Consider the following 17,545-nt stretch of genomic DNA (forward strand, 5'->3'; position numbering starts at 1 on the left):
TCGGGCAGCCATTCGCGGGATCGTTTATTGCCCCGTTGAGCCTAGCGGCGAATTCGGGATTCAGCCCATCTGATGGGCGGCGACCACCCTGAGCACGGCCCGTTCCAGCGCATAGTCCGCGTCGGCGGCGACACCCTTCACGTCGGCGTTGAGCGCCGCCACGACCTGCATCGCGTCGGCCAGCCCGGCCGGCGTCCAGCCACGGGCCTGGCCCTGCGCCCGCTTCACCTTCCACGGCGGCATGCCCAGGTCGCCGGCCATCCGGAACGGGTCGCCCCGGCCGGCCGAGGCCACCTTGGCCACCGTGCGCACGCCCTCGGCCAGCGCGTCGGCCACCAGCACGTGCGGCACGCCGAGCTGCATGGCCCAGCGCAGCGCCTCCATCGCGCCGGCCCGGTCCCCCACCACCGCCAGGTCGGCCACGGCGAAACCGGTCACCTCGGCCTTGCCCTGGTGGTAGCGGCGCACCGCCGCCTCGTCCACCCGGCCGTCGTTGTCGGAGACCAGCTGCGAGGCGGCCGAGGCCAGCTCCCGCAGGTCGGTGCCCACGGTCTCGACCAGCGCCGCCAGCCCGGCCGGATCGATCTTGCCGCCGGCCCGCCGCACCTCGTCGCGCACGAACGCGTCCCGGTCGGCCGGCTTGGTGATCTTGGCGCACTCCACCACCGTCGCGCCGGCCTTCTTCAGCGCGCCCGGCAGGTCCTTGGCCACCTTGGCCCGGCCGCCGCCGGTGTGCAGCACGATCAGCACGATGCCGTCGGCCGGCTCCTTGGCGTAGGACAGGACCGCCTCGGCGATCTCCTTGCCGACCTCCTGCGCGCCCTCCAGCACCACCACCCTGCCCTCCGCGAACAGCGAGGGGCTGAGCAGTTCGGCCAGCTCGGGCGGGGTGAGGTCAGTCACCCGGACCCGCGTCAGATCGGCCGACGCGTCGGCCTGGCGGGCCGTGGCCAGCGCGGTCCGCACGGCCCGCTCCACCAGCACTTCCTCATCGCCGAGCACGAGCAGCAGCGGATCGGGGGCGGCACTCACGGGGCCATCCTTCCACGTCCCCCTGACAGCCCATCGGCTCCCGCATGCTGGGCGGCCAACTGGCGTACGCAGGTTGCGGTGCCGTACCGTGCGAGTCACAACTGAACACCGCTCATCCAGAGGGGCAGAGGGAACGGCCCGTTGAAGCCCCGGCAACCGGCGACACACGTCTTCATGTGTCGATCACGGTGCCAATTCCGACCCACACGTGGGAAAGATGAGGAGACACCTCCCATGACCTCGACTGTCGACGCCCGCACCACCGCCGCGTTCAACCTCGGGCCCGCGCGCGCCCTGAGCTGCCGCGAGTGCGGACACCAGATCCCGCTGGCCGCGGAATTCGCCTGTAGCGAGTGTTTCGGCCCCCTTGAAGTCGCCTACGACTTCGGCCGCGTCACCCGCGAGAGCATCGAGGCCGGCCCCAAGTCGATCTGGCGCTACCGCGACCTGCTGCCGGTGCCGACCGACGTGCAGAGCTTCCCCAACACCGAGCCCGGCCTGACCCGCCTGGTCAAGGCCGACCGCCTCGGCGCCGCGCTCGGCGTGCGCAACCTGTGGGTGAAGGACGACACCGGCAACCCCACGCACTCGTTCAAGGACCGCGTCGTGGCCGTGGCCCTTGCCGCCGCCCGGCAACTCGGCTTCAAGGTGCTGGCCTGCCCCTCCACCGGCAACCTGGCCAACGCCGTGGCCGCCGCGGCCGCCCGCGCCGGCTGGGAGTCGGTCGTGCTGATCCCGTCCTCGCTGGAGCAGGCCAAGATCCTCACCACCGCCGTCTACGACGGGGCCCTGATCGCCGTCGACGGCAACTACGACGACGTGAACCGGCTGGCCACCCAGCTCGCCGCCGAGCACGAGGACTGGGCGTTCGTGAACGTCAACGTCCGCCCGTACTACGCCGAGGGCTCCAAGACCCTGGCCTACGAGGTCGCCGAGCAGCTCGGCTGGCGGCTGCCCGGCCAGATCGTGGTGCCGGTCGCCTCCGGCTCGCAGTTGACCAAGGTGGACAAGGGTTTCCGCGAGCTCGGCGAGCTCGGCCTTGTCGACGCCACCCCGTACCGGGTGTTCGGCGCCCAGGCCACCGGCTGCTCCCCGGTGTCCGCCGCCTACAAGGCCGGCACCGACGTCGTGTCGCCGGTCCGGCCCGACACCATCGCCCGGTCGCTGGCCATCGGCGCCCCCGCCGACGGTCCGTACGTGCTGGACACCGTGCGCCGCACCGGCGGCGCCGTCGAGGACGTCACCGACGAGGAGGTCGTCGAGGGCATCCGGCTGCTGGCCCGGACCGAGGGCATCTTCTGCGAGACCGCCGGCGGCGTGACCGTGGCGACCGCCAAGAAGCTCGTCGAGAGCGGCCGGCTCGACCCCGACGCCGACACCGTCCTGCTCATCACCGGCGACGGTCTCAAGACGCTCGACGCCGTCGCCGACCGCATCGGCCCCAAGGCCGTCGTGCCGCCGAACGCCGCCGCCGTGACCGAGGCCCTCGGCCTGTAAGAGGCTTCCCGTTCTAGGGTATTACCAGCACGATCGGGGCATCCCCACAGCGGCGAACGCCGGCGCGCGTCTGCGCGCCGGCGTTCCACCAGGCCGGCACGTCCGCCTCCCGCATCAGCGAGCCCGTCGGCAGCCGCGCGCTGTTGGAGACGATCACCCGGCCCTGCGCGTTCACGAGCGCCGCTCGCGATCCCAGGTGGCGCAGCTTCGGTTGCAGCACATGCTCGAACTCCCGGACGTACACGTCGGCGCCCACCACCCCCGCGAACGCCCCGTTCCGCCGCGCCGGGACCGTGAACGTCAGCGTGTACTCGTCCGTGCAGAGGTAGTCCACGTACGGTCCGTTCACGTGCCGGCGGCCCGTGTCCCTCGACACCGTGAACCAGGACTGCCTTGTGTAGTCCAGGAAGTTGGCGCTGCCCGGCTCCAGGCTGATGAACAGCTGCTCCGGCTGCGGGCCCGTGCCCGTCCACCACTCGAACCCGTACTCCTGGTCGGCCAGCACGTGCGGCGCCGCCACATAGCCCGCCCCGACCACCAGGCCGCCCAGCGCCTCGATCACCTGCGGCCGCACCCGGTCCAGGTCGCGGGCCCGGACCTCCGCCACGTCCGCCAGCAGCGACTCCACCGCCACCAGCACCGGCTTCAGCCGGTCGAAGACGTCCTCGACGATCGCTGAGACGTGTTCGACGACCTCGTCCTCGCGTTTCATGCCCACCTCGGCTGCTCCGGCCCAGTCAGCCATCCAGAGGGGAAGCTTAGGGCTCCAGCAGCTCCAGGTGCATGTCCACCAGCCGATCCACCGCCTGCAGAATGTGCTCCTCCGTCAACTTCCTGGCCAGCTCCCCGTCCTGGTGCGCGATCGCCTCCGCGATCGCCCGATGCTCGAGGTGCGCGTTGGCACTGTGCGGCAACCACAACAGCCCGCCCCGCTCCCCCTGCAACTGCACCTCCTGGTGCGTCAACCTCGGCGACTGCGCCGCCGCCGCCACCTCCAGATGAAACTGCCTCTCCGCCCTCGCCGCCGCCAACTCCCCCGCCACGCCATCGGCCGGGATCGCTCCCGCCGCACCGGCATGTTCCGCTGCGCCGCCCGCCCGCCCGCCTTCCGGTTCGGTCGCCCTGCGCAGGTCCTCCGTCGCCAGCCGCAGCCGCTCCACGTCCTCCGGCGAGCTCCGCTCCGCCGCCAGCCGCGCCGCCGCTCCCGCCACCGCCAGGTAGTGGTCCCCGATGTCCCTCAGCTCGCTCAGCGACACCTCCCGCAGCCGCTGCCGCCACGATGCCGGTGATCCGTCGCTCGGCGTGATGACAAAACTTCCGCCACCACGCCCCCGTCTCGTCGCCACCAGCCCCTGCTGTCTCAGCGCCACCAGCGCTTCCCGGACGGTCACGGTCGCCACCCCGAACTGCCCGGCCAGCTCCGCCTCGCTCGGCAACTGCTCCCCGTCGGCCAGCAGCCCCATCGAGATGGCGTCCACCAGCCGCGCCGTCACCGCCTCGGCCCGCCCGAGATCGCCCAGCGACGCGAACACGTGCGACCTCGCCTGCCCCATACCGACCCTCGCCCTTCCCGACTTCCATTCCGACCGGCACATCAATCCTGCCCCACCCTCTTGCCATATGACATATGGTCTCATATGTTTACCGGCATCCCGCTCCTCCGCCATCCGGGACCGCAGGGAGTCGCGATGCGACAGCTGCACCATTTCATCGACGGGGCCTACGTCGACTCCGTCTCCGAACAGCGCGTGGACATCGTGGATCCAGCGACCGGCCAGCCCTACTGCACCGCGCCGGTGGCCGGTGCGGCGGACGTCGACGGTGCGCTGCACGCAGCGAAGGCGGCCTTCGAGGCGTGGCGCGACACGACGCCGGCCCAGCGGCAGCTGGCGCTGCTGAAGATCGCCGACGCGGTGGAGAGCCGGGCCGACGAGCTGGTCCGCGTCGAGTGCGAGAACACGGGAAAACCGTTGGCGCTCACGGCATCCGAGGAACTGCCGGTGGTCGTCGACCAACTCCGCTTCTTCGCCGGCGCGGCCCGGGTCCTGGAGGGCAAGTCGGCCGGCGAGTACCTGGCCGGCCACACCTCGTTCGTCCGGCGCGAGCCGGTCGGGGTGTGCGCGCAGGTGACGCCGTGGAACTACCCGCTGATGATGGCGGTCTGGAAGATCGCGCCGGCGCTGGCGGCCGGCAACACCGTGGTGTTGAAGCCGTCCGACACCACGCCGGCCTCGACGGTGCTGCTGGCCGAGATCGCCGCCGAGTTCCTGCCGCCGGGCGTGTTCAACGTGGTCTGCGGCGACCGGGACACGGGACGGGCACTGGTCAGCCACGAGATCCCGGCGATGGTGTCGATCACCGGCTCGGTCCGGGCCGGCGCCGAGGTCGCCGGCGCGGCCGCCGCGGACGTCAAACGCGTGCACCTGGAACTGGGCGGCAAGGCGCCGGTCGTGGTGTTCGCCGACGCCGACATCGAGGCCGCGGCCGAGACGATCGCGATGGCCGGCTACTTCAACGCAGGCCAGGACTGCACGGCCGCGACCCGGGTGCTGGTCGCCGCCGAGGCGCACGACGATTTCGTCGCAGCCCTCACCGCCCGCGCCCAGGCGACCAGAACCGGCGGCCCCGACGACACCTCCGCCGACTACGGCCCGCTCAACAACGCCGGCCAACTCGACCGCGTCGCCGGATTCGTCGACCGGCTCCCCGCGCACGCGACCGTCCACAGTGGCGGCGAACGCGTCGGCGACAAGGGCTACTTCTACGGCGCCACCGTGGTTTCCGGCATGCGGCAACAGGACGAGATCAGCCAGCACGAGGTGTTCGGGCCGGTGATCACCGTGCAGCGCTTCGCCGACGAGGCCGAGGCGCTGGCCGCCGCCAACGGCGTGCCCTACGGGCTGGCGTCCTCGGTGTGGACCACCGACCACCAGCGCGCGATGCGGATGGCCGGCCGCCTCGACTTCGGCTGCGTCTGGATCAACACCCATATCCCCCTGGTCGCCGAGATGCCTCACGGCGGCTTCAAGAAATCCGGCTACGGCAAGGACCTCTCGCTCTACGGCCTGGAGGACTACACCCGCGTCAAGCACGTGATGAGCGCCCTGTAGCACGCCACATCGATCTCGTAGGACGCCGGCCCCACAGGACGTCCGGCCCGGAGAAGACAGGCCCAGCAGGAACATCAGCCCCCCGTGGAACCGGCCCAGCAGGAACATCAGCTCGGCAGGACATCGGCTCTGTAGAGATCCGGAGGCCCGCGATGCCCCACCAAGCCCCCGACATCGCACTCGGCGGCCCGCCGCCCGCGGCCGCCGACGTGCCCGCGGTCCGGCTGCGCGGCCTACGCAAGAGCTTCGGCTCGATCACCGCGGTCGACGGCGTCGACCTCGACATCCGACCGGGTGAATTCTTCTCGATGCTCGGGCCGTCCGGCTCCGGCAAGACGACCGTGCTGCGGATGATCGCCGGCTTCGAGCAGCCCACCGCCGGCGCCATCGAACTCGGCGGCCGGGACGTGAGCCGGCTGGCCCCGTTCGACCGGGACGTGAACACCGTCTTCCAGGACTACGCCCTGTTCCCGCACATGAGCGTGCGTCGCAACGTCGAATACGGGCTCAAGGTCAAGGGCGTGCCCCGGGCCGAGCGAGAGTCCCGCGCCGCCGACGCGCTGCGCTCCGTGCGCCTTGAGGACTTCGGCCGCCGGCGACCGTCCCAGTTGTCCGGTGGGCAGCGGCAGCGCGTCGCGCTGGCCCGGGCCCTGGTCAACCGGCCCCGGGTGCTGCTGCTGGACGAGCCGCTCGGCGCGCTCGACCTGAAACTTCGGCACGCGATGCAGAGCGAACTCAAGCAACTACAGAGAGATGTCGACATCACCTTCGTGTTCGTCACCCACGACCAGGACGAGGCGCTGACCATGAGCGACCGGATCGCGGTGTTCAACGCCGGCCGGATCGAGCAGGTCGGCACCCCGCAGGAGGTCTACGAGCGGCCCGCGACCGCGTTCGTGGCCGGCTTCGTCGGCACCTCCAACCTGCTCGGCGGGCACGCGGCGGAAACGGTGATCGGCATGGCCGGGCTGTTCAGCATCCGCCCCGAGAAGATCCGCATCGACGGCGACCTGGCCCGCCCGGCCGGTCCCGGCGAGACCAGCGCGACCGGCACCGTCACCGACGTGGTGTACGCGGGCGCGACCATGCGCTTCGAGGTGACGCTGGACGCCGGCGGACAGCTGTCCGTGGTCCGGCAGAACACCGACGGCGTGCCGGGCTTCAGCAACGGCCGGGTCCGGCTGACCTGGCGGCACGAGCACAACTTCCCGGTCACCGGCACGGAATGAAAGGTCGATCATGAAGAACACGGCGCTGCTGGCCGGGCTGCTCGCGGCGGGCCTCGCGCTCACCGCCTGCGGCACCACCGCCGGCAACTCGACGGCCACCGGCGGCACCCAGGGCTTCACCCCGCCGGCCCTGCCCGCACTCGGCAAGCTCGGCGCGGCCGAGGGCCAACTCTCGGTGCTGGCCTGGCCCGGCTACGCCGAGAACGGCTCCAACGACCCGAAGATCGACTGGGTGACCCCGTTCGAGCAGCAGAGCGGCTGCAAGGTCAACGTCAAGCCGTTCGGCACCTCCGACGAGGCCATCAGCCTGATGAAGACCGGCCAGTACGACGTGGTGTCCGCCTCCGGCGACGCCTCGCTGCGGCTGATCGCCTCCGGCGACGTGGAGCCGGTGAACACCTCGCTCGTGCCCAACTACAACGACGTGTTCGGCTTCCTCAAGAACCAGTCGTGGAACAGCGTCAACGGCGTCGCCTACGGCATCCCGCACGGCTGGGGCGCCAATCTGCTCACCTGGCGCACCGACAAGGTCACCCCGGCCCCCACCTCCTGGTCGGTGATGTTCGACCCGAACTCCAGGTACAAGGGCAAGATCACCGCCTACGACTCGCCGATCTACATCGCCGACGCCGCCCTCTACCTCAAGGCGCACCAGCCCGACCTGGGCATCAAGAACCCCTACGCGCTGGACAGCACCCAGTTCCAGGCCGCCGTCGACCTGCTCAAGAAGCAGCGCCCCCTGGTCAGCGAGTACTGGTCGGACTACCTCAAGGAGAGCCAGTCCCTGACCAGCGCCGACACCGTCCTGGGCACCGCGTGGCAGGTGACCGTCAACGTGACCAAGAGCGGCGGGGTACCCCTGGAGTCGGCGGTGCCCTCCGAGGGCGCGACCGGCTGGTCGGACACCTGGATGGTGGCGGCCAAGTCGCAGCACAAGAACTGCGCCTACCTGTGGATGAACTACATCATCAGCCCCAAGGTCAACGCCCAGGTCGCCGAGTACTTCGGCGAGGCGCCGGCCAACTCCAAGGCGTGCGCGCAGACCACCGACACCAAGCACTGCGACACCTACCACGCCGGTGACGCCACCTACGCGTCGAAGATCGCCTACTGGACCACGCCGATCTCCCAGTGCCTGGACGGCCGCACCGACGTCAAGTGCGAGGACTACGGCGCGTGGACCCAGGCCTGGACCGAGATCAAGGGCTGACCCGTGACCGCCGTGATCACGACCCCGCCGCAGCGCCCGCCGTCGGGCGCCTCCTCGCACCGCGCGGCGGCGGGCGCCTCACCGCGCCGCCGACTGTCGGCCTACTTGCACCGCACGCCGGGCCTGCGACTGGGCATCCTGCTGTCCGCGCCGCTGGCCTGGCTCGGCGTCGCCTACCTCGGCGCGCTAGCGGCGCTGTTCGTGACCGCGTTCTGGACCACCGACGTGTTCACCGGGCAGGTGGTGGTGAGCTGGTCCCTGGACAACTTCGCCACCCTGTTCCGGGACGCGGTGTACCGCACCATCACCATCCGCACCGTCGGCGTCGCGGTGCTCGTCACCGTCATCGACGCCGTGATCGCCTTCCCGATGGCGTTCGCCATGGCCAAGTTCGCCTCCCGACGGACCCAGCGGCTGCTGGTGATCGCCGTGATGACCCCGCTGTGGGCCAGCTACCTGGTCAAGGCCTACGCCTGGCGGTCCATGCTGTCCGGCAACGGCGTGCTGCACTGGCTGCTCGCCCCGGTCGGCCTGGACGGCCCCGGCTACGGCCTGCCGGCCACCGTGATCACGCTGTCGTACCTGTGGCTGCCGTACATGATCCTGCCCATCTACGCCGGCCTGGACCGGCTGCCCGACTCCCTCGTCGACGCCTCCGGCGACCTCGGCGCCCGCTCGGTGCGGACGTTCTTCTCGGTGGTGCTGCCGCTGGCCATGCCGGCGGTCATCGCCGGCTCGATCTTCACCTTCTCCCTGTCACTGGGCGACTACATCGCCGTCAAGATCGTCGGCGGCACCAGCCAACTGCTCGGCAACGTCGTCTACGACAACATCGGCGCCGCCAACAACCTGCCGTTCGCCGCCACGGTCGCCCTCGTGCCCGTGGTGATCATGCTGCTGTACCTGGCCGCGGTCCGCCGCACCGGCGCCCTCGACACCCTTTAGCTCGGGGATCCCCCCGGCCCACCTCCACCACCTGTTTCTGGCCTCGATCACCGGCCCCGACCGCTAGCCCGAGCCGTTGCGGCCCAACGGGTTCCAGCTCGGCACACCAGTCCCGACGTCCTCAGGAGGCGTGGCCGTGACCTTCTCCCGGACCACCCGGCGCGTGCTGCTGGCCGCGCTCGCGCTCGGCCTCGCCGTGATCTATTTCCCGCTGCTGGTCGTGTTCCTCAACTCCTTCAACGACGATCCGACGTTCGGCTGGCCGCCGGCCGGCTTCACGCTGGAGTGGTGGAGCCGGGCCGCCGCCAACGAGGGCGCGTTGGCCGCGCTGCGCACCAGCGTGATCGCCGGGCTGTCGGCCACCGCCATCGCGCTGGTGCTCGGCACCATGGCGGCGTTCGCCTTGCAGCGCTACCGGTTCATCGGCCGCAACCCGGTGTCGCTGCTCATCGTGCTGCCGATCGCGCTGCCCGGCATCGTCACCGGCATCGCGCTGAACAACGCGTTCCGCACCATCCTCGGCGTCAACCTCGGCCTGTTCACCGCGATCGTCGCGCACGCCACGTTCTGCATCGTCGTGGTGTTCAACAACGTCGTGGCCCGGCTGCGCCGCATGGGCAACAACCTGGAGGAGGCGTCGATGGACCTCGGCGCCGACGGCATCACCACCTTCCGGCTCGTCACGTTCCCGATGCTGCGCTCGGCCCTGCTGGCCGGCGGACTGCTCGCGTTCGCCCTCTCCTTCGACGAGATCATCGTCACCACGTTCACCCTCGGCGCGGGCCTGGAGACCGTGCCGATCTGGATCTACGACAACCTGTTCCGGCCCAACCAGGCCCCGATCGTGAACGTCGTCGCCGCCGTCCTGATCCTGGCCTCCACCGTGCCGGTCTACCTGGCCCAGCGGCTGTCCGGCGACAGCGCCTCCGGCGGCCGGCTGTAGACCGGGCGGCCCGCGCCCGCACTCCCGCGAGTCGCGTCTCCACATTACGTGACATGTCACGTAAACTCGCGCCGCCGAGGTGCCGACGCGAGGAGCTGAACGGGCGATGGCCCAGATCACCGAGCCAGAAGGCCTTCCCGACGCTTGGCGGTTCTCCCGCAGGGCGATGCTGCGCGCGGGCGGCGCCGCCACCCTCGCGGCCGCTGCGCCGGCCGCGCTGCTGCTGGGCGAGCTACCCGCCGAGGCGAGCGTCCCGCCCGACCTCGTGCTCCCGCCGGCGACAGCGGCCATCGAGCGGCTTCGCGTGCAAGCCCCGGAGCAAGCGTTGCGCGATCTCAAGGCACGCCTGGCCCGGACCAGGTGGCCCGATGCGGGCACGGTCAGCGGCTGGGAACAGGGCGTGCCGCTCACCCGTGCGAAGGCTGTCATCGACTACTGGGCCAAGGCATACGACTGGCGTCGATTCGAGCGGCGCGTCAACGCACTGCCTCAGCACCGGACCCTGATCGACGGACTGGGAGTCCACTTCCTGCACGTCCGCTCCCCACACCCCGGGGCGCTGCCGGTGATCCTCAGCCACGGATGGCCGGGCTCCTTCATCGAGTTCCTCGACACCATCGACCCGCTCACCGACCCCGTGCGGCACGGCGGATCCGCGGCCGACGCGTTCGACGTCGTCATCCCCTCACTGCCCGGCTTCGGGTTCTCGGACCGACCAACGGCCACTGGCTGGACGGTCGACCGGATCGCCGCGGCGTGGCACCAGTTGATGACGCGCCTGGGCTACTCCCGATACGTCGCCCAGGGCGGCGACTGGGGATCGGGTGTCACCCACGCGCTGGCCAAGCTGGCGCCGCCCGGACTGCTCGGCATCCACACCAACTTCCCGACGTTCCTGTTCGACCCCCCGGTCAGCGCCGTGCCGACACCGGAAGAAACCGCGGCACTGGCCCAGATCACCGCTTTCACCACCGACGGGGCGGGCTACCTGAGGGAGATGACCACCCGGCCGCAGACCGTCGGCTACGGGCTGGCCGACTCGCCGAGCGGCCTGGCCGCCTGGATCTACGAGAAGTTCGCGGCCTGGACCGACGGCGACCACGCCCCGGCGTTCGGCATCGACGCGGCCCTGGACGACATCACCCTCTACTGGCTGACCGACACGGCGGCGTCCTCGGCCCGGATCTACTGGCAGAACCCGGTCACCAAGCGGCCGTCGCTGGACCTGCCCGTCGGGGTCTCGGTCTTTCCCCGGGAGATCATGCGCGCGCCCCGCGTCTGGGCGGAGCGCTGCTACCGCAACCTGATCCACTTCAACGACCAGATCCCGCATGGCGGCCACTTCGCGGCGTGGGAGGTGCCGGAGATCTTCGTCCGCGAACTGCGCGACACGTTCAGGCCGCTGCGCTAGGCCCACGGCCGCAAATCCCACCGCGCCTCACGAACCTCAGGAGCTTCGGTCATGACCGCATCCGTCACCCGCCGCGGCATGCTGCTGGCAGCAGGAGCCGCGGCCCTCGCCGCGCCGGCCGGGGCCACTCGCGCCGGCGCGGCGACTCCGGCCGCGCGGCCCGGCGAGATCGTCCCGTTCCAGGTCCACGTGCCGCGCGGCGACATCGACGACCTGCACGCCAGGCTGGCCTCCGCCCGTCTGCCGGACCAGGAGACCGCCGCCGGCTGGATCCAGGGCGCCCCGCTGGCCCGAGTGCGGGACCTGGTCGACTACTGGCGGCGGGACTACGACTGGCGGCGGCTCGAACACCGACTCAACAGCCTGCCGCAGTTTCGGACCACGATCGACGGCCTCGCCTTCTACTTCATCCACGTGCGCTCGCCCCACTCCGGCGCGCTGCCGATCATCCTCACCCACGGCTGGCCGGGTTCCGTGCTGGAGTTCCTCGACGTCATCGGCCCGCTGACCGACCCCGTCGCCCACGGCGGCAACGCCGCGGACGCCTTCGACGTGGTCATCCCGGCGCTGCCCGGCTTCGGGTTCTCCGACAAGCCGACGGAGCCGGGCTGGCGGCTGCCGAGGATCGCCGCGGCCTGGGACACCCTGATGGGGACCCGGCTGGGGTACTCGCGGTACGTCGCGCAGGGCGGCGACTGGGGCGCCGGAGTCACCACCTGGATGGGTGTGCAGCGGCCGGCCGGGCTGGCCGCCATCCACCTCAACCTGCCCGTGCTGTTCGGCCCGCCGCCCCTGGACGGACCCCCGACGCCCGCCGAGCAGGCGGCGCTGGCCCAGCTCGCCACCTTCAACACCGATGGCTCCGCCTACGCGCTCCTGCAGGGCACCCGCCCGCAGACGATCGGGTACGGCCTCGCCGACTCGCCCACCGGCCAGGCGGCCTGGATCTACGAGAAGCTCGGCGCCTGGTCCGACAGCGGCCTCGACCCCGACAAGCTGTTCGGCCGCGACCGGATCCTGGACAACATCAGCCTGTACTGGTTCACCGACACGGCGGCCTCGTCGGCCAGGCTGTACGCCGAGAGCTTCACCACCGACTTCCGCACCCTCAAGGTCGACGTGCCCGTCGGGGTCAGCGTCTTCCCCCGGGAGACCTACCGGGCGCCGAAGATCTGGGCCGAGCGCACCTACAGCCACCTGTTCTACTGGAACGACCAGATCCCGCGGGGCGGCCACTTCGCGGCCTTCGAGCAACCGAGCCTGTTCGTCACCGAACTGCGCGACTGCTTCCGGCCCCTGCGATGACCGACACCCAGGGCTCAGTCCCGCGGGGGACGCCAGTCGACGGGCGGCGGCAGCGTGCCCTGCTTGATGATGTTGGCGTACACGCCCTCCAGCGCGTCGGTGAGCGGGCCGATGAGCTCGGCCGGCAATCCGTCGAAGAACAGCTGCCGGACGAGATCGGCATGGCCGGGCGCCGCCTGTTCGAGGACGCCGCGCCCGTGGCCGGTCAGGGCCACCTCGGTGACCCGCTTGTCGGCGGCGGACGGGCCGCAGGTCACGAGGTCCCGCGTGCCCATCCGCCGAACGTGGTGGGACAGCCGGCTGCGCTCCCAGCCGATCTGGGCGGCGAGCACGGTGATCGGCATCCGCCCGTCGTCGGCGACGGCCAGCGCCGTCAGCACGTCGTAGTCGGGCAGCGACACGCCGCTGTCCGCGAGCAACTGGCGGTTCATCTCATAAGTCAGGCGCAGCTGGATCCGGATGTAGGCCAGCCACGCCCGTTGCTCGTCGCTGTTGAGCCAGCCGCGCGCGGGCGCCGGCGCGGCCTGATCGTCACGTGACATCGCACCCAAGCCTTCTTCTCACCACCTCGACATCATCCCGCACACGCCGCCGCGACCAGGAGGAACCATGTACGCAGCAGTGCTGACGAAGTACGGGCCGCCCGATGTGCTCGCCTGGTCCGAGGTCGACACGCCCGAGCCAGGCCCCGGCCAGATCAGGATCCGCGTGCTGGCCGCCGGGGTCGGCCCGACCGACCTCAAGATCCGCCGCGGCGCCCTGCAACGGGTGTTCCCGCTGCCGCCCCTGGCTGTTCCCGGCTTCGAGGCCGCGGGCGCCGTCGACGCCCTCGGCCCCGCCGTCACCGGCGTCGCGGTCGGCGACGAGGTCGCGGCCTTGCTGCCTTCTCTCGGCGGATACGCCCAGTACGCCCTCGCCTCCTCATGGACGGCCAAGCCGGCGGCGGTGAGCTGGGCCGACGCCGCAGCGCTGCCGGCCTCGGCCGAAGCTGCCGTCGGTGTCCTACGGCAGCTGCGCGTAGCCCCCGGCGAGACGCTGCTCGTGCTCGGCGGCGGAGGCTCGGTCGGCCTGATCGCCACCCAGCTCGCCCTGTCCCAGGGCGTCACCGTCTTCAGTGCCACCGGGCCGCGCGACCAGGACCTCGCCCGCGAACTCGGCGCCATCCCCGTGCCGTACGGGCCCGACCTCCTCTCACAGGTGCACGCCCACGTCGGCAAGGTCGACGCCGTCCTCGACGCCGCCGGCAAAGGTGGGCTCGGCGACGCCGTCGACCTCGCTGGCGGGCCCGCGCGGGTGATCACCCTCGCCGACGAGCACGCAGCCGACCACGGCATCGCGTTCTCCGCCCCCACCCCGGACCGTGCACTGGACGCCCTCGACCAGACCATGCCGCTGCTCGCCTCCGGCGCACTCCGCCTACGCGACCAGCGCGTCTTGCCGCTACGCGAGGCCGCACACGCGCACCAACTCCTCGACACCGGTCAGGCACACGAGAAACTGATCCTCACCACCGAATAAGGCACGCTACTGGTGGACGACTCGTGGTGATCCGCGCCGGGATCCTCTCCAACCCGACTGCCCCCAGCTACCGGCCAGCCACAGGTAGCCCCGCGGGCCTCGCCCGCCTGTGTCGGGACGCGAGACGCCTGAGGCTGCCTGACCTGGTGCCCAGGCGGCCGCGACCCGGCATCGTCTACGAGCGCCAAGGCCGCACCCACGCTTCGGCTCACCGACGCCATCGACTGCGTAGGCTTCCGCTCGGTAGCCCGCCCTACCGCGGACCCCGCCGCAGCGCACCTCGGCACCGCGCCTCCCACCTGGGAAACGGTTCCGCCGCTGGCACTCGGACTGCGCGTCTCGCAGCTTCGATGCGGTACGCGATCATGATCGCTTCCGAGACGGTGCTCCGGTGTTCGGCGCCATCATCCGAACACCGCCTCCCGTGCCGCTTACTCGGCGATGTCGCAGTCCTGCTCAATGCGCTCGAAGATGTCGGCGTCGGTTTCCTGCTGCCATGCGGGCAGGTCGGTCCACTCGGCGACGTAGGACGGTTTGGGGTCGGGGATGCGCTGGTAGATCTGCCCGGTCCAGCAGGCGGCGACGAACTGCCCCTTCTGCGTGCGGCTGAGCTTGGCGGCGTTGCCGTCGGTGGCGTGGAGGAACGCGCGGACCTGCTCGTAGACGGTACCGGCGGCGGCGCGCTCCCAGTCCGGCGTGTCGGCCCACGGGGTGATGTAGCCGGCCTTGGGCTCACCGGGGAAGTGCTTGGTGACCCCGGCGATCCACGCCTCTCGGAACACCTGTCCACCCTCGATCTGCTGGTCCTGCACCACGTTCCTCCCTGTAGTCATCGGGCAGCCGATGCCCCGACCAGGCCGTTGATGTCGGAGTTGAGCCGGGCGATCTGCTTGTTGGCCAGCAACGGCGCCAGCTGGGGCTGCAACCCGCGCAGCTTGCTGGTGATTACGCCGGACTTGGTCGCGCGGGCCTGTGCGAGCACGGGAGCTGCGTGGACGAGCACCTGGTCGGGGTCGCGGCGCTGGGCGCCGATCGTGGCCAGGTCGGTCAGCACGCTGGCACGTCGCCGGGTGGACAGGTCCTGACGCAAGGCGTCGGTCAGCGCGGCCTCGGCCAGATCCAGGCGGCCAAGCGTGGCGTAGCAGGTGCCGCGTTCCTCAGCCAGCCGGGAGCCGTCGAAGCGCAGCCACCCGCCGTTGTGCATCGGCCCGTGCAACTCCAGCACGCCCTCCGCTCGGCCCAGAGCCCGCTGGCAGTCGGCGAGCTTGCCCTGGCCGGCGAAGGTCTCGGCCTGCACGACCGCGACCCAGTAGCGGGTCGACAGCTGGGAATCACCCCGGCGGGCAAGCCCGGCGGCGGCCTCCAGCATCGGCGCGGCGTCGGTGAACTTGCGCTCGTAGACGGAGATGAACGCGTGCCGGGTCAACGCGCACGCCCACTGGTCGAACGCTGCGGCTTTCTCGCTGGCCTCGGCGGCCAGGGTGTAGCAGTGGGCGGCGGCGGTGTAGTCGCTGGCGTCGAAATGGATCTCTCCGGCCAGCTGGAACAGGTCTCCGGCCAGGGCGCACAGCCGTCGTCGGGTGGCAGGCCCGTGCCGTTGGGACAGGCTGGCGGTCAGCATCCGCAGCTGCTCGCAGACCACGGCCCGCATCGTGGCCTTGGCGGAGGTCAGCGCGAACGTCTGCCACAGATGGCTGTTGAGCCGCACGTAGCCGGCCACCTCGTCGGTGTCGGCGAGGTCGTCCTCGACCGCTGGCAGAGCCAGCAGGGCACCGGCCAGGCTGATCATGCGGAGCAGATCACGACGGTACAGGGCCATGTCGTCATTCTCCGCGAGGTCGGGCCAGCCGGTGGCGGCCGGTCGGTCGTCGTCGGCCTCGGCGATCATGTCCCCGAGTTCGGTCCGAGTGATCTCCAACAGCTTCGCCAGTCGCGGCCGCAACCACAAGGCCGGAGCGGTCTCCCCGCTGTCCCAACGTCCGACTGTCGAGCGCTCCACGCCCAGCGACGCGGCGATGTCCTCCTGGGACAGGCCCAGGTCACGGCGACGCGTGATCAGTCTGCGTCGGGCTGCCATCGAGCCTCCCGCCACGGCGTCCGACCCGGGGGTCACCCGATCGGATCGCCGCTGGTCAGAGCGGTGGATGCGGCACAGATGCCGCACTCCTGCCGCGTGTCCGCTGTGGTTCCGGTACGCCGCTCGCGGTTGTGTAACCGACAGCGACGTGACGCGACTCTCACAGTAACGGAGGCAGCGGCGATGACCAGTACGAACACCCCTCTGGCCGCACCGGCCAATGATCATCAGCCGAGTCCGGTGCAGGATCCCGACCGCGCCGTTGTGGCCGCCGAGGTCCCCCGCCCCTCGGCGATCATCCGGACCTGCACCATCACCCCGGTCGACGGCCACCGGCACCCGGTCCTCGCCGCCGCGGCCGGTTTGGCCGCCCAGCACCGGCAGCGTGCCGAAGCACGCCAGGTGACAAGCGACCCTGCGGCCGACGACCACGTGCTGGCCGCTGCGGCCCGCGCGGTCGCCGCCGTCGACACCGGCCGCGCGGTGCTCATCGACCGCATCGACCAGTGGGCGCACGCGGCGCTGCCGGCGAACCGGAAGGCGCCGGTGCACACCGAGTCCCTCGGTGGGCTGGTCGACCGACTGACCGGCGCGTGGACGCAGTGGAACCTGGTCAAGGACCGCGACGACCCGGCCGGCGTCGACCTCGCCTCGGCCCTGCTCAACCACGTCAGCGAGTTGTCCATCGGCTACGACGACCTGATCGCCGACCTGCGCGGTGGCCGTCGTCGGCTGCCGCGCCACCAGAACCCAATCGCGCCGATCGCCGCCTGATCCGGTGGGCTGGTTGCGGGAGGTCACCGCTGTGGTCGTGGCGATCGACAGCCCGGCGGGCCAGGTGGTCGAGGCGATCGAGCAGCTCTCCGCGCACCTGCCCGCGCCCGACCAGCCAGCCGTGTGCCCGCTGTGCTTGCAACAGACCTGGCCGTGCGACGGCTTCGACGCCGCTGCCCGACACATCCAGGCCGCCGGGATGCCCATCGGCTTCCTGGTCCCGCTGGACCTGCACCCCACGCTCTGGCCGACACCGTGACCACCTGGGACGTCGGCGACGCACCTGGCACCAAGGAGCCGTGATCCCTCACCCTGCCGCGTTGGCGCTTCCCACCGAGGTCTACCGGCGCCTGGACTACCAGGACACGCTGGCCACCGACGGCGACACCGCCTCCCGCGCCGCGCTGATCGACACCGAGATCCTCCGCCTCACCACAGCCTGGCGTGACCTGCTGGACCAGCACCACCCCGACACCCGAGGCCGGTGCCTACGG

17 protein-coding genes and 1 riboswitch are annotated in these 17,545 nt (G+C 71.1%); of the genes, 11 read left to right on the top strand and 6 right to left on the bottom strand.

Annotated elements, in window-relative coordinates:
• Window positions 1-60: 60 nt before the first annotated feature.
• Window positions 61-1,032, bottom strand: coding sequence for a DNA polymerase III subunit delta (gene holA / locus ACIG5F_RS03400; RefSeq protein ID WP_396515772.1), 972 nt, complete (start codon window positions 1,030-1,032; stop codon window positions 61-63).
• A gap of 109 nt (window positions 1,033-1,141) precedes the next feature.
• Window positions 1,142-1,256: riboswitch (SAM riboswitch) on the top strand.
• Between the two features lie 10 nt (window positions 1,257-1,266).
• Here holA and thrC point away from each other — a divergent pair.
• Window positions 1,267-2,529 carry a threonine synthase gene (thrC, locus tag ACIG5F_RS03405; protein ID WP_396515773.1) on the top strand — a complete coding sequence of 421 codons (1,263 nt, stop codon included), beginning with the start codon at window positions 1,267-1,269 and terminating at the stop codon, window positions 2,527-2,529.
• Window positions 2,530-2,542: 13 nt separating this feature from the next.
• On the opposite strand, the gene ACIG5F_RS03410 is transcribed toward thrC, so the two are convergent.
• Together ACIG5F_RS03410 and ACIG5F_RS03415 are read right to left on the bottom strand one after the other, a co-directional pair.
• Complete coding sequence (locus ACIG5F_RS03410; protein ID WP_396515774.1) at window positions 2,543-3,274, bottom strand: cache domain-containing protein; 732 nt, start codon at window positions 3,272-3,274, stop codon at window positions 2,543-2,545.
• Between the two features lie 13 nt (window positions 3,275-3,287).
• Complete coding sequence (locus tag ACIG5F_RS03415) at window positions 3,288-4,082, bottom strand: FadR/GntR family transcriptional regulator (protein ID WP_396515775.1); 795 nt, start codon at window positions 4,080-4,082, stop codon at window positions 3,288-3,290.
• A 135-nt stretch (window positions 4,083-4,217) separates the two neighbouring features.
• Here ACIG5F_RS03415 and ACIG5F_RS03420 point away from each other — a divergent pair, with 135 nt between their 5' ends.
• The 7 genes from ACIG5F_RS03420 (at window position 4,218) to ACIG5F_RS03450 (ending at window position 12,682) form a co-directional block, all read left to right on the top strand.
• The gene (locus ACIG5F_RS03420) at window positions 4,218-5,639 is read left to right on the top strand and encodes a gamma-aminobutyraldehyde dehydrogenase (RefSeq protein ID WP_396515776.1); all 1,422 of its coding nucleotides are present in this window, start codon (window positions 4,218-4,220) and stop codon (window positions 5,637-5,639) included.
• A gap of 152 nt (window positions 5,640-5,791) precedes the next feature.
• Window positions 5,792-6,868 carry an ABC transporter ATP-binding protein gene (locus ACIG5F_RS03425; protein ID WP_396515777.1) on the top strand — a complete coding sequence of 359 codons (1,077 nt, stop codon included), beginning with the start codon at window positions 5,792-5,794 and terminating at the stop codon, window positions 6,866-6,868.
• Between the two features lie 10 nt (window positions 6,869-6,878).
• The gene (locus ACIG5F_RS03430) at window positions 6,879-8,078 is read left to right on the top strand and encodes an ABC transporter substrate-binding protein (protein ID WP_396515778.1); all 1,200 of its coding nucleotides are present in this window, start codon (window positions 6,879-6,881) and stop codon (window positions 8,076-8,078) included.
• 93 nt (window positions 8,079-8,171) lie between these two features.
• The gene (locus ACIG5F_RS03435) at window positions 8,172-9,023 is read left to right on the top strand and encodes an ABC transporter permease (protein WP_396516366.1); all 852 of its coding nucleotides are present in this window, start codon (window positions 8,172-8,174) and stop codon (window positions 9,021-9,023) included.
• 136 nt (window positions 9,024-9,159) lie between these two features.
• A complete protein-coding gene (locus ACIG5F_RS03440) occupies window positions 9,160-9,966 on the top strand; it encodes an ABC transporter permease (RefSeq protein ID WP_396515779.1) in 807 nt (268 codons plus the stop codon).
• Between the two features lie 106 nt (window positions 9,967-10,072).
• Window positions 10,073-11,377: an epoxide hydrolase family protein gene (locus ACIG5F_RS03445; protein WP_396515780.1), complete on the top strand. Its 1,305-nt coding sequence runs from the start codon at window positions 10,073-10,075 to the stop codon at window positions 11,375-11,377.
• A gap of 51 nt (window positions 11,378-11,428) precedes the next feature.
• A complete protein-coding gene (locus ACIG5F_RS03450; protein WP_396515781.1) occupies window positions 11,429-12,682 on the top strand; it encodes an epoxide hydrolase family protein in 1,254 nt (417 codons plus the stop codon).
• A 14-nt stretch (window positions 12,683-12,696) separates the two neighbouring features.
• Here the strand turns inward: ACIG5F_RS03450 and ACIG5F_RS03455 are convergent, their stop codons facing one another.
• On the bottom strand, window positions 12,697-13,224 hold the full coding sequence (locus ACIG5F_RS03455; protein ID WP_396515782.1) for a MarR family winged helix-turn-helix transcriptional regulator: 528 nt from the start codon (window positions 13,222-13,224) through the stop codon (window positions 12,697-12,699).
• 67 nt (window positions 13,225-13,291) lie between these two features.
• On the opposite strand from ACIG5F_RS03455, the gene ACIG5F_RS03460 reads away from it, so the two are divergent.
• Window positions 13,292-14,200, top strand: coding sequence for an alcohol dehydrogenase catalytic domain-containing protein (locus ACIG5F_RS03460; RefSeq protein WP_396515783.1), 909 nt, complete (start codon window positions 13,292-13,294; stop codon window positions 14,198-14,200).
• A gap of 431 nt (window positions 14,201-14,631) precedes the next feature.
• Here ACIG5F_RS03460 and ACIG5F_RS03465 read toward each other — a convergent pair whose 3' ends face one another.
• Together ACIG5F_RS03465 and ACIG5F_RS03470 are read right to left on the bottom strand one after the other, a co-directional pair.
• Window positions 14,632-15,012 (bottom strand): hypothetical protein, encoded by a 381-nt coding sequence (locus tag ACIG5F_RS03465; protein WP_396515784.1) that lies wholly within the window; start codon window positions 15,010-15,012, stop codon window positions 14,632-14,634.
• A gap of 17 nt (window positions 15,013-15,029) precedes the next feature.
• Complete coding sequence (locus ACIG5F_RS03470; protein ID WP_396515785.1) at window positions 15,030-16,277, bottom strand: helix-turn-helix transcriptional regulator; 1,248 nt, start codon at window positions 16,275-16,277, stop codon at window positions 15,030-15,032.
• A gap of 183 nt (window positions 16,278-16,460) precedes the next feature.
• On the opposite strand from ACIG5F_RS03470, the gene ACIG5F_RS03475 reads away from it, so the two are divergent.
• Both ACIG5F_RS03475 and ACIG5F_RS03480 read left to right on the top strand, forming a co-directional pair.
• Window positions 16,461-17,051, top strand: coding sequence for a DUF4254 domain-containing protein (locus ACIG5F_RS03475; protein ID WP_396515786.1), 591 nt, complete (start codon window positions 16,461-16,463; stop codon window positions 17,049-17,051).
• A gap of 4 nt (window positions 17,052-17,055) precedes the next feature.
• Window positions 17,056-17,310 carry a hypothetical protein gene (locus tag ACIG5F_RS03480; protein ID WP_396515787.1) on the top strand — a complete coding sequence of 85 codons (255 nt, stop codon included), beginning with the start codon at window positions 17,056-17,058 and terminating at the stop codon, window positions 17,308-17,310.
• The last annotated feature ends 235 nt before the right edge of the window (window positions 17,311-17,545 follow it).

The organism is Kutzneria sp. NPDC052558, from assembly GCF_044547355.1.
Taxonomy (GTDB): domain Bacteria; phylum Actinomycetota; class Actinomycetes; order Mycobacteriales; family Pseudonocardiaceae; genus Kutzneria.

Bases quoted from the DNA above. Each gene is read 5' to 3' on its own strand.
- thrC (WP_396515773.1), top strand. From the start codon at position 1,267: ATGACCTCGACTGTCGACGCCCGCACCACCGCCGCGTTCAACCTCGGG.
- ACIG5F_RS03410 (WP_396515774.1), bottom strand. From the start codon at position 3,274: ATGGCTGACTGGGCCGGAGCAGCCGAGGTGGGCATGAAACGCGAGGAC.
- ACIG5F_RS03415 (WP_396515775.1), bottom strand. From the start codon at position 4,082: ATGGGGCAGGCGAGGTCGCACGTGTTCGCGTCGCTGGGCGATCTCGGG.
- ACIG5F_RS03420 (WP_396515776.1), top strand. From the start codon at position 4,218: ATGCGACAGCTGCACCATTTCATCGACGGGGCCTACGTCGACTCCGTC.
- ACIG5F_RS03425 (WP_396515777.1), top strand. From the start codon at position 5,792: ATGCCCCACCAAGCCCCCGACATCGCACTCGGCGGCCCGCCGCCCGCG.
- ACIG5F_RS03430 (WP_396515778.1), top strand. From the start codon at position 6,879: ATGAAGAACACGGCGCTGCTGGCCGGGCTGCTCGCGGCGGGCCTCGCG.
- ACIG5F_RS03445 (WP_396515780.1), top strand. From the start codon at position 10,073: ATGGCCCAGATCACCGAGCCAGAAGGCCTTCCCGACGCTTGGCGGTTC.
- ACIG5F_RS03450 (WP_396515781.1), top strand. From the start codon at position 11,429: ATGACCGCATCCGTCACCCGCCGCGGCATGCTGCTGGCAGCAGGAGCC.
- ACIG5F_RS03455 (WP_396515782.1), bottom strand. From the start codon at position 13,224: ATGTCACGTGACGATCAGGCCGCGCCGGCGCCCGCGCGCGGCTGGCTC.
- ACIG5F_RS03460 (WP_396515783.1), top strand. From the start codon at position 13,292: ATGTACGCAGCAGTGCTGACGAAGTACGGGCCGCCCGATGTGCTCGCC.
- ACIG5F_RS03470 (WP_396515785.1), bottom strand. From the start codon at position 16,277: ATGGCAGCCCGACGCAGACTGATCACGCGTCGCCGTGACCTGGGCCTG.
- ACIG5F_RS03475 (WP_396515786.1), top strand. From the start codon at position 16,461: ATGACCAGTACGAACACCCCTCTGGCCGCACCGGCCAATGATCATCAG.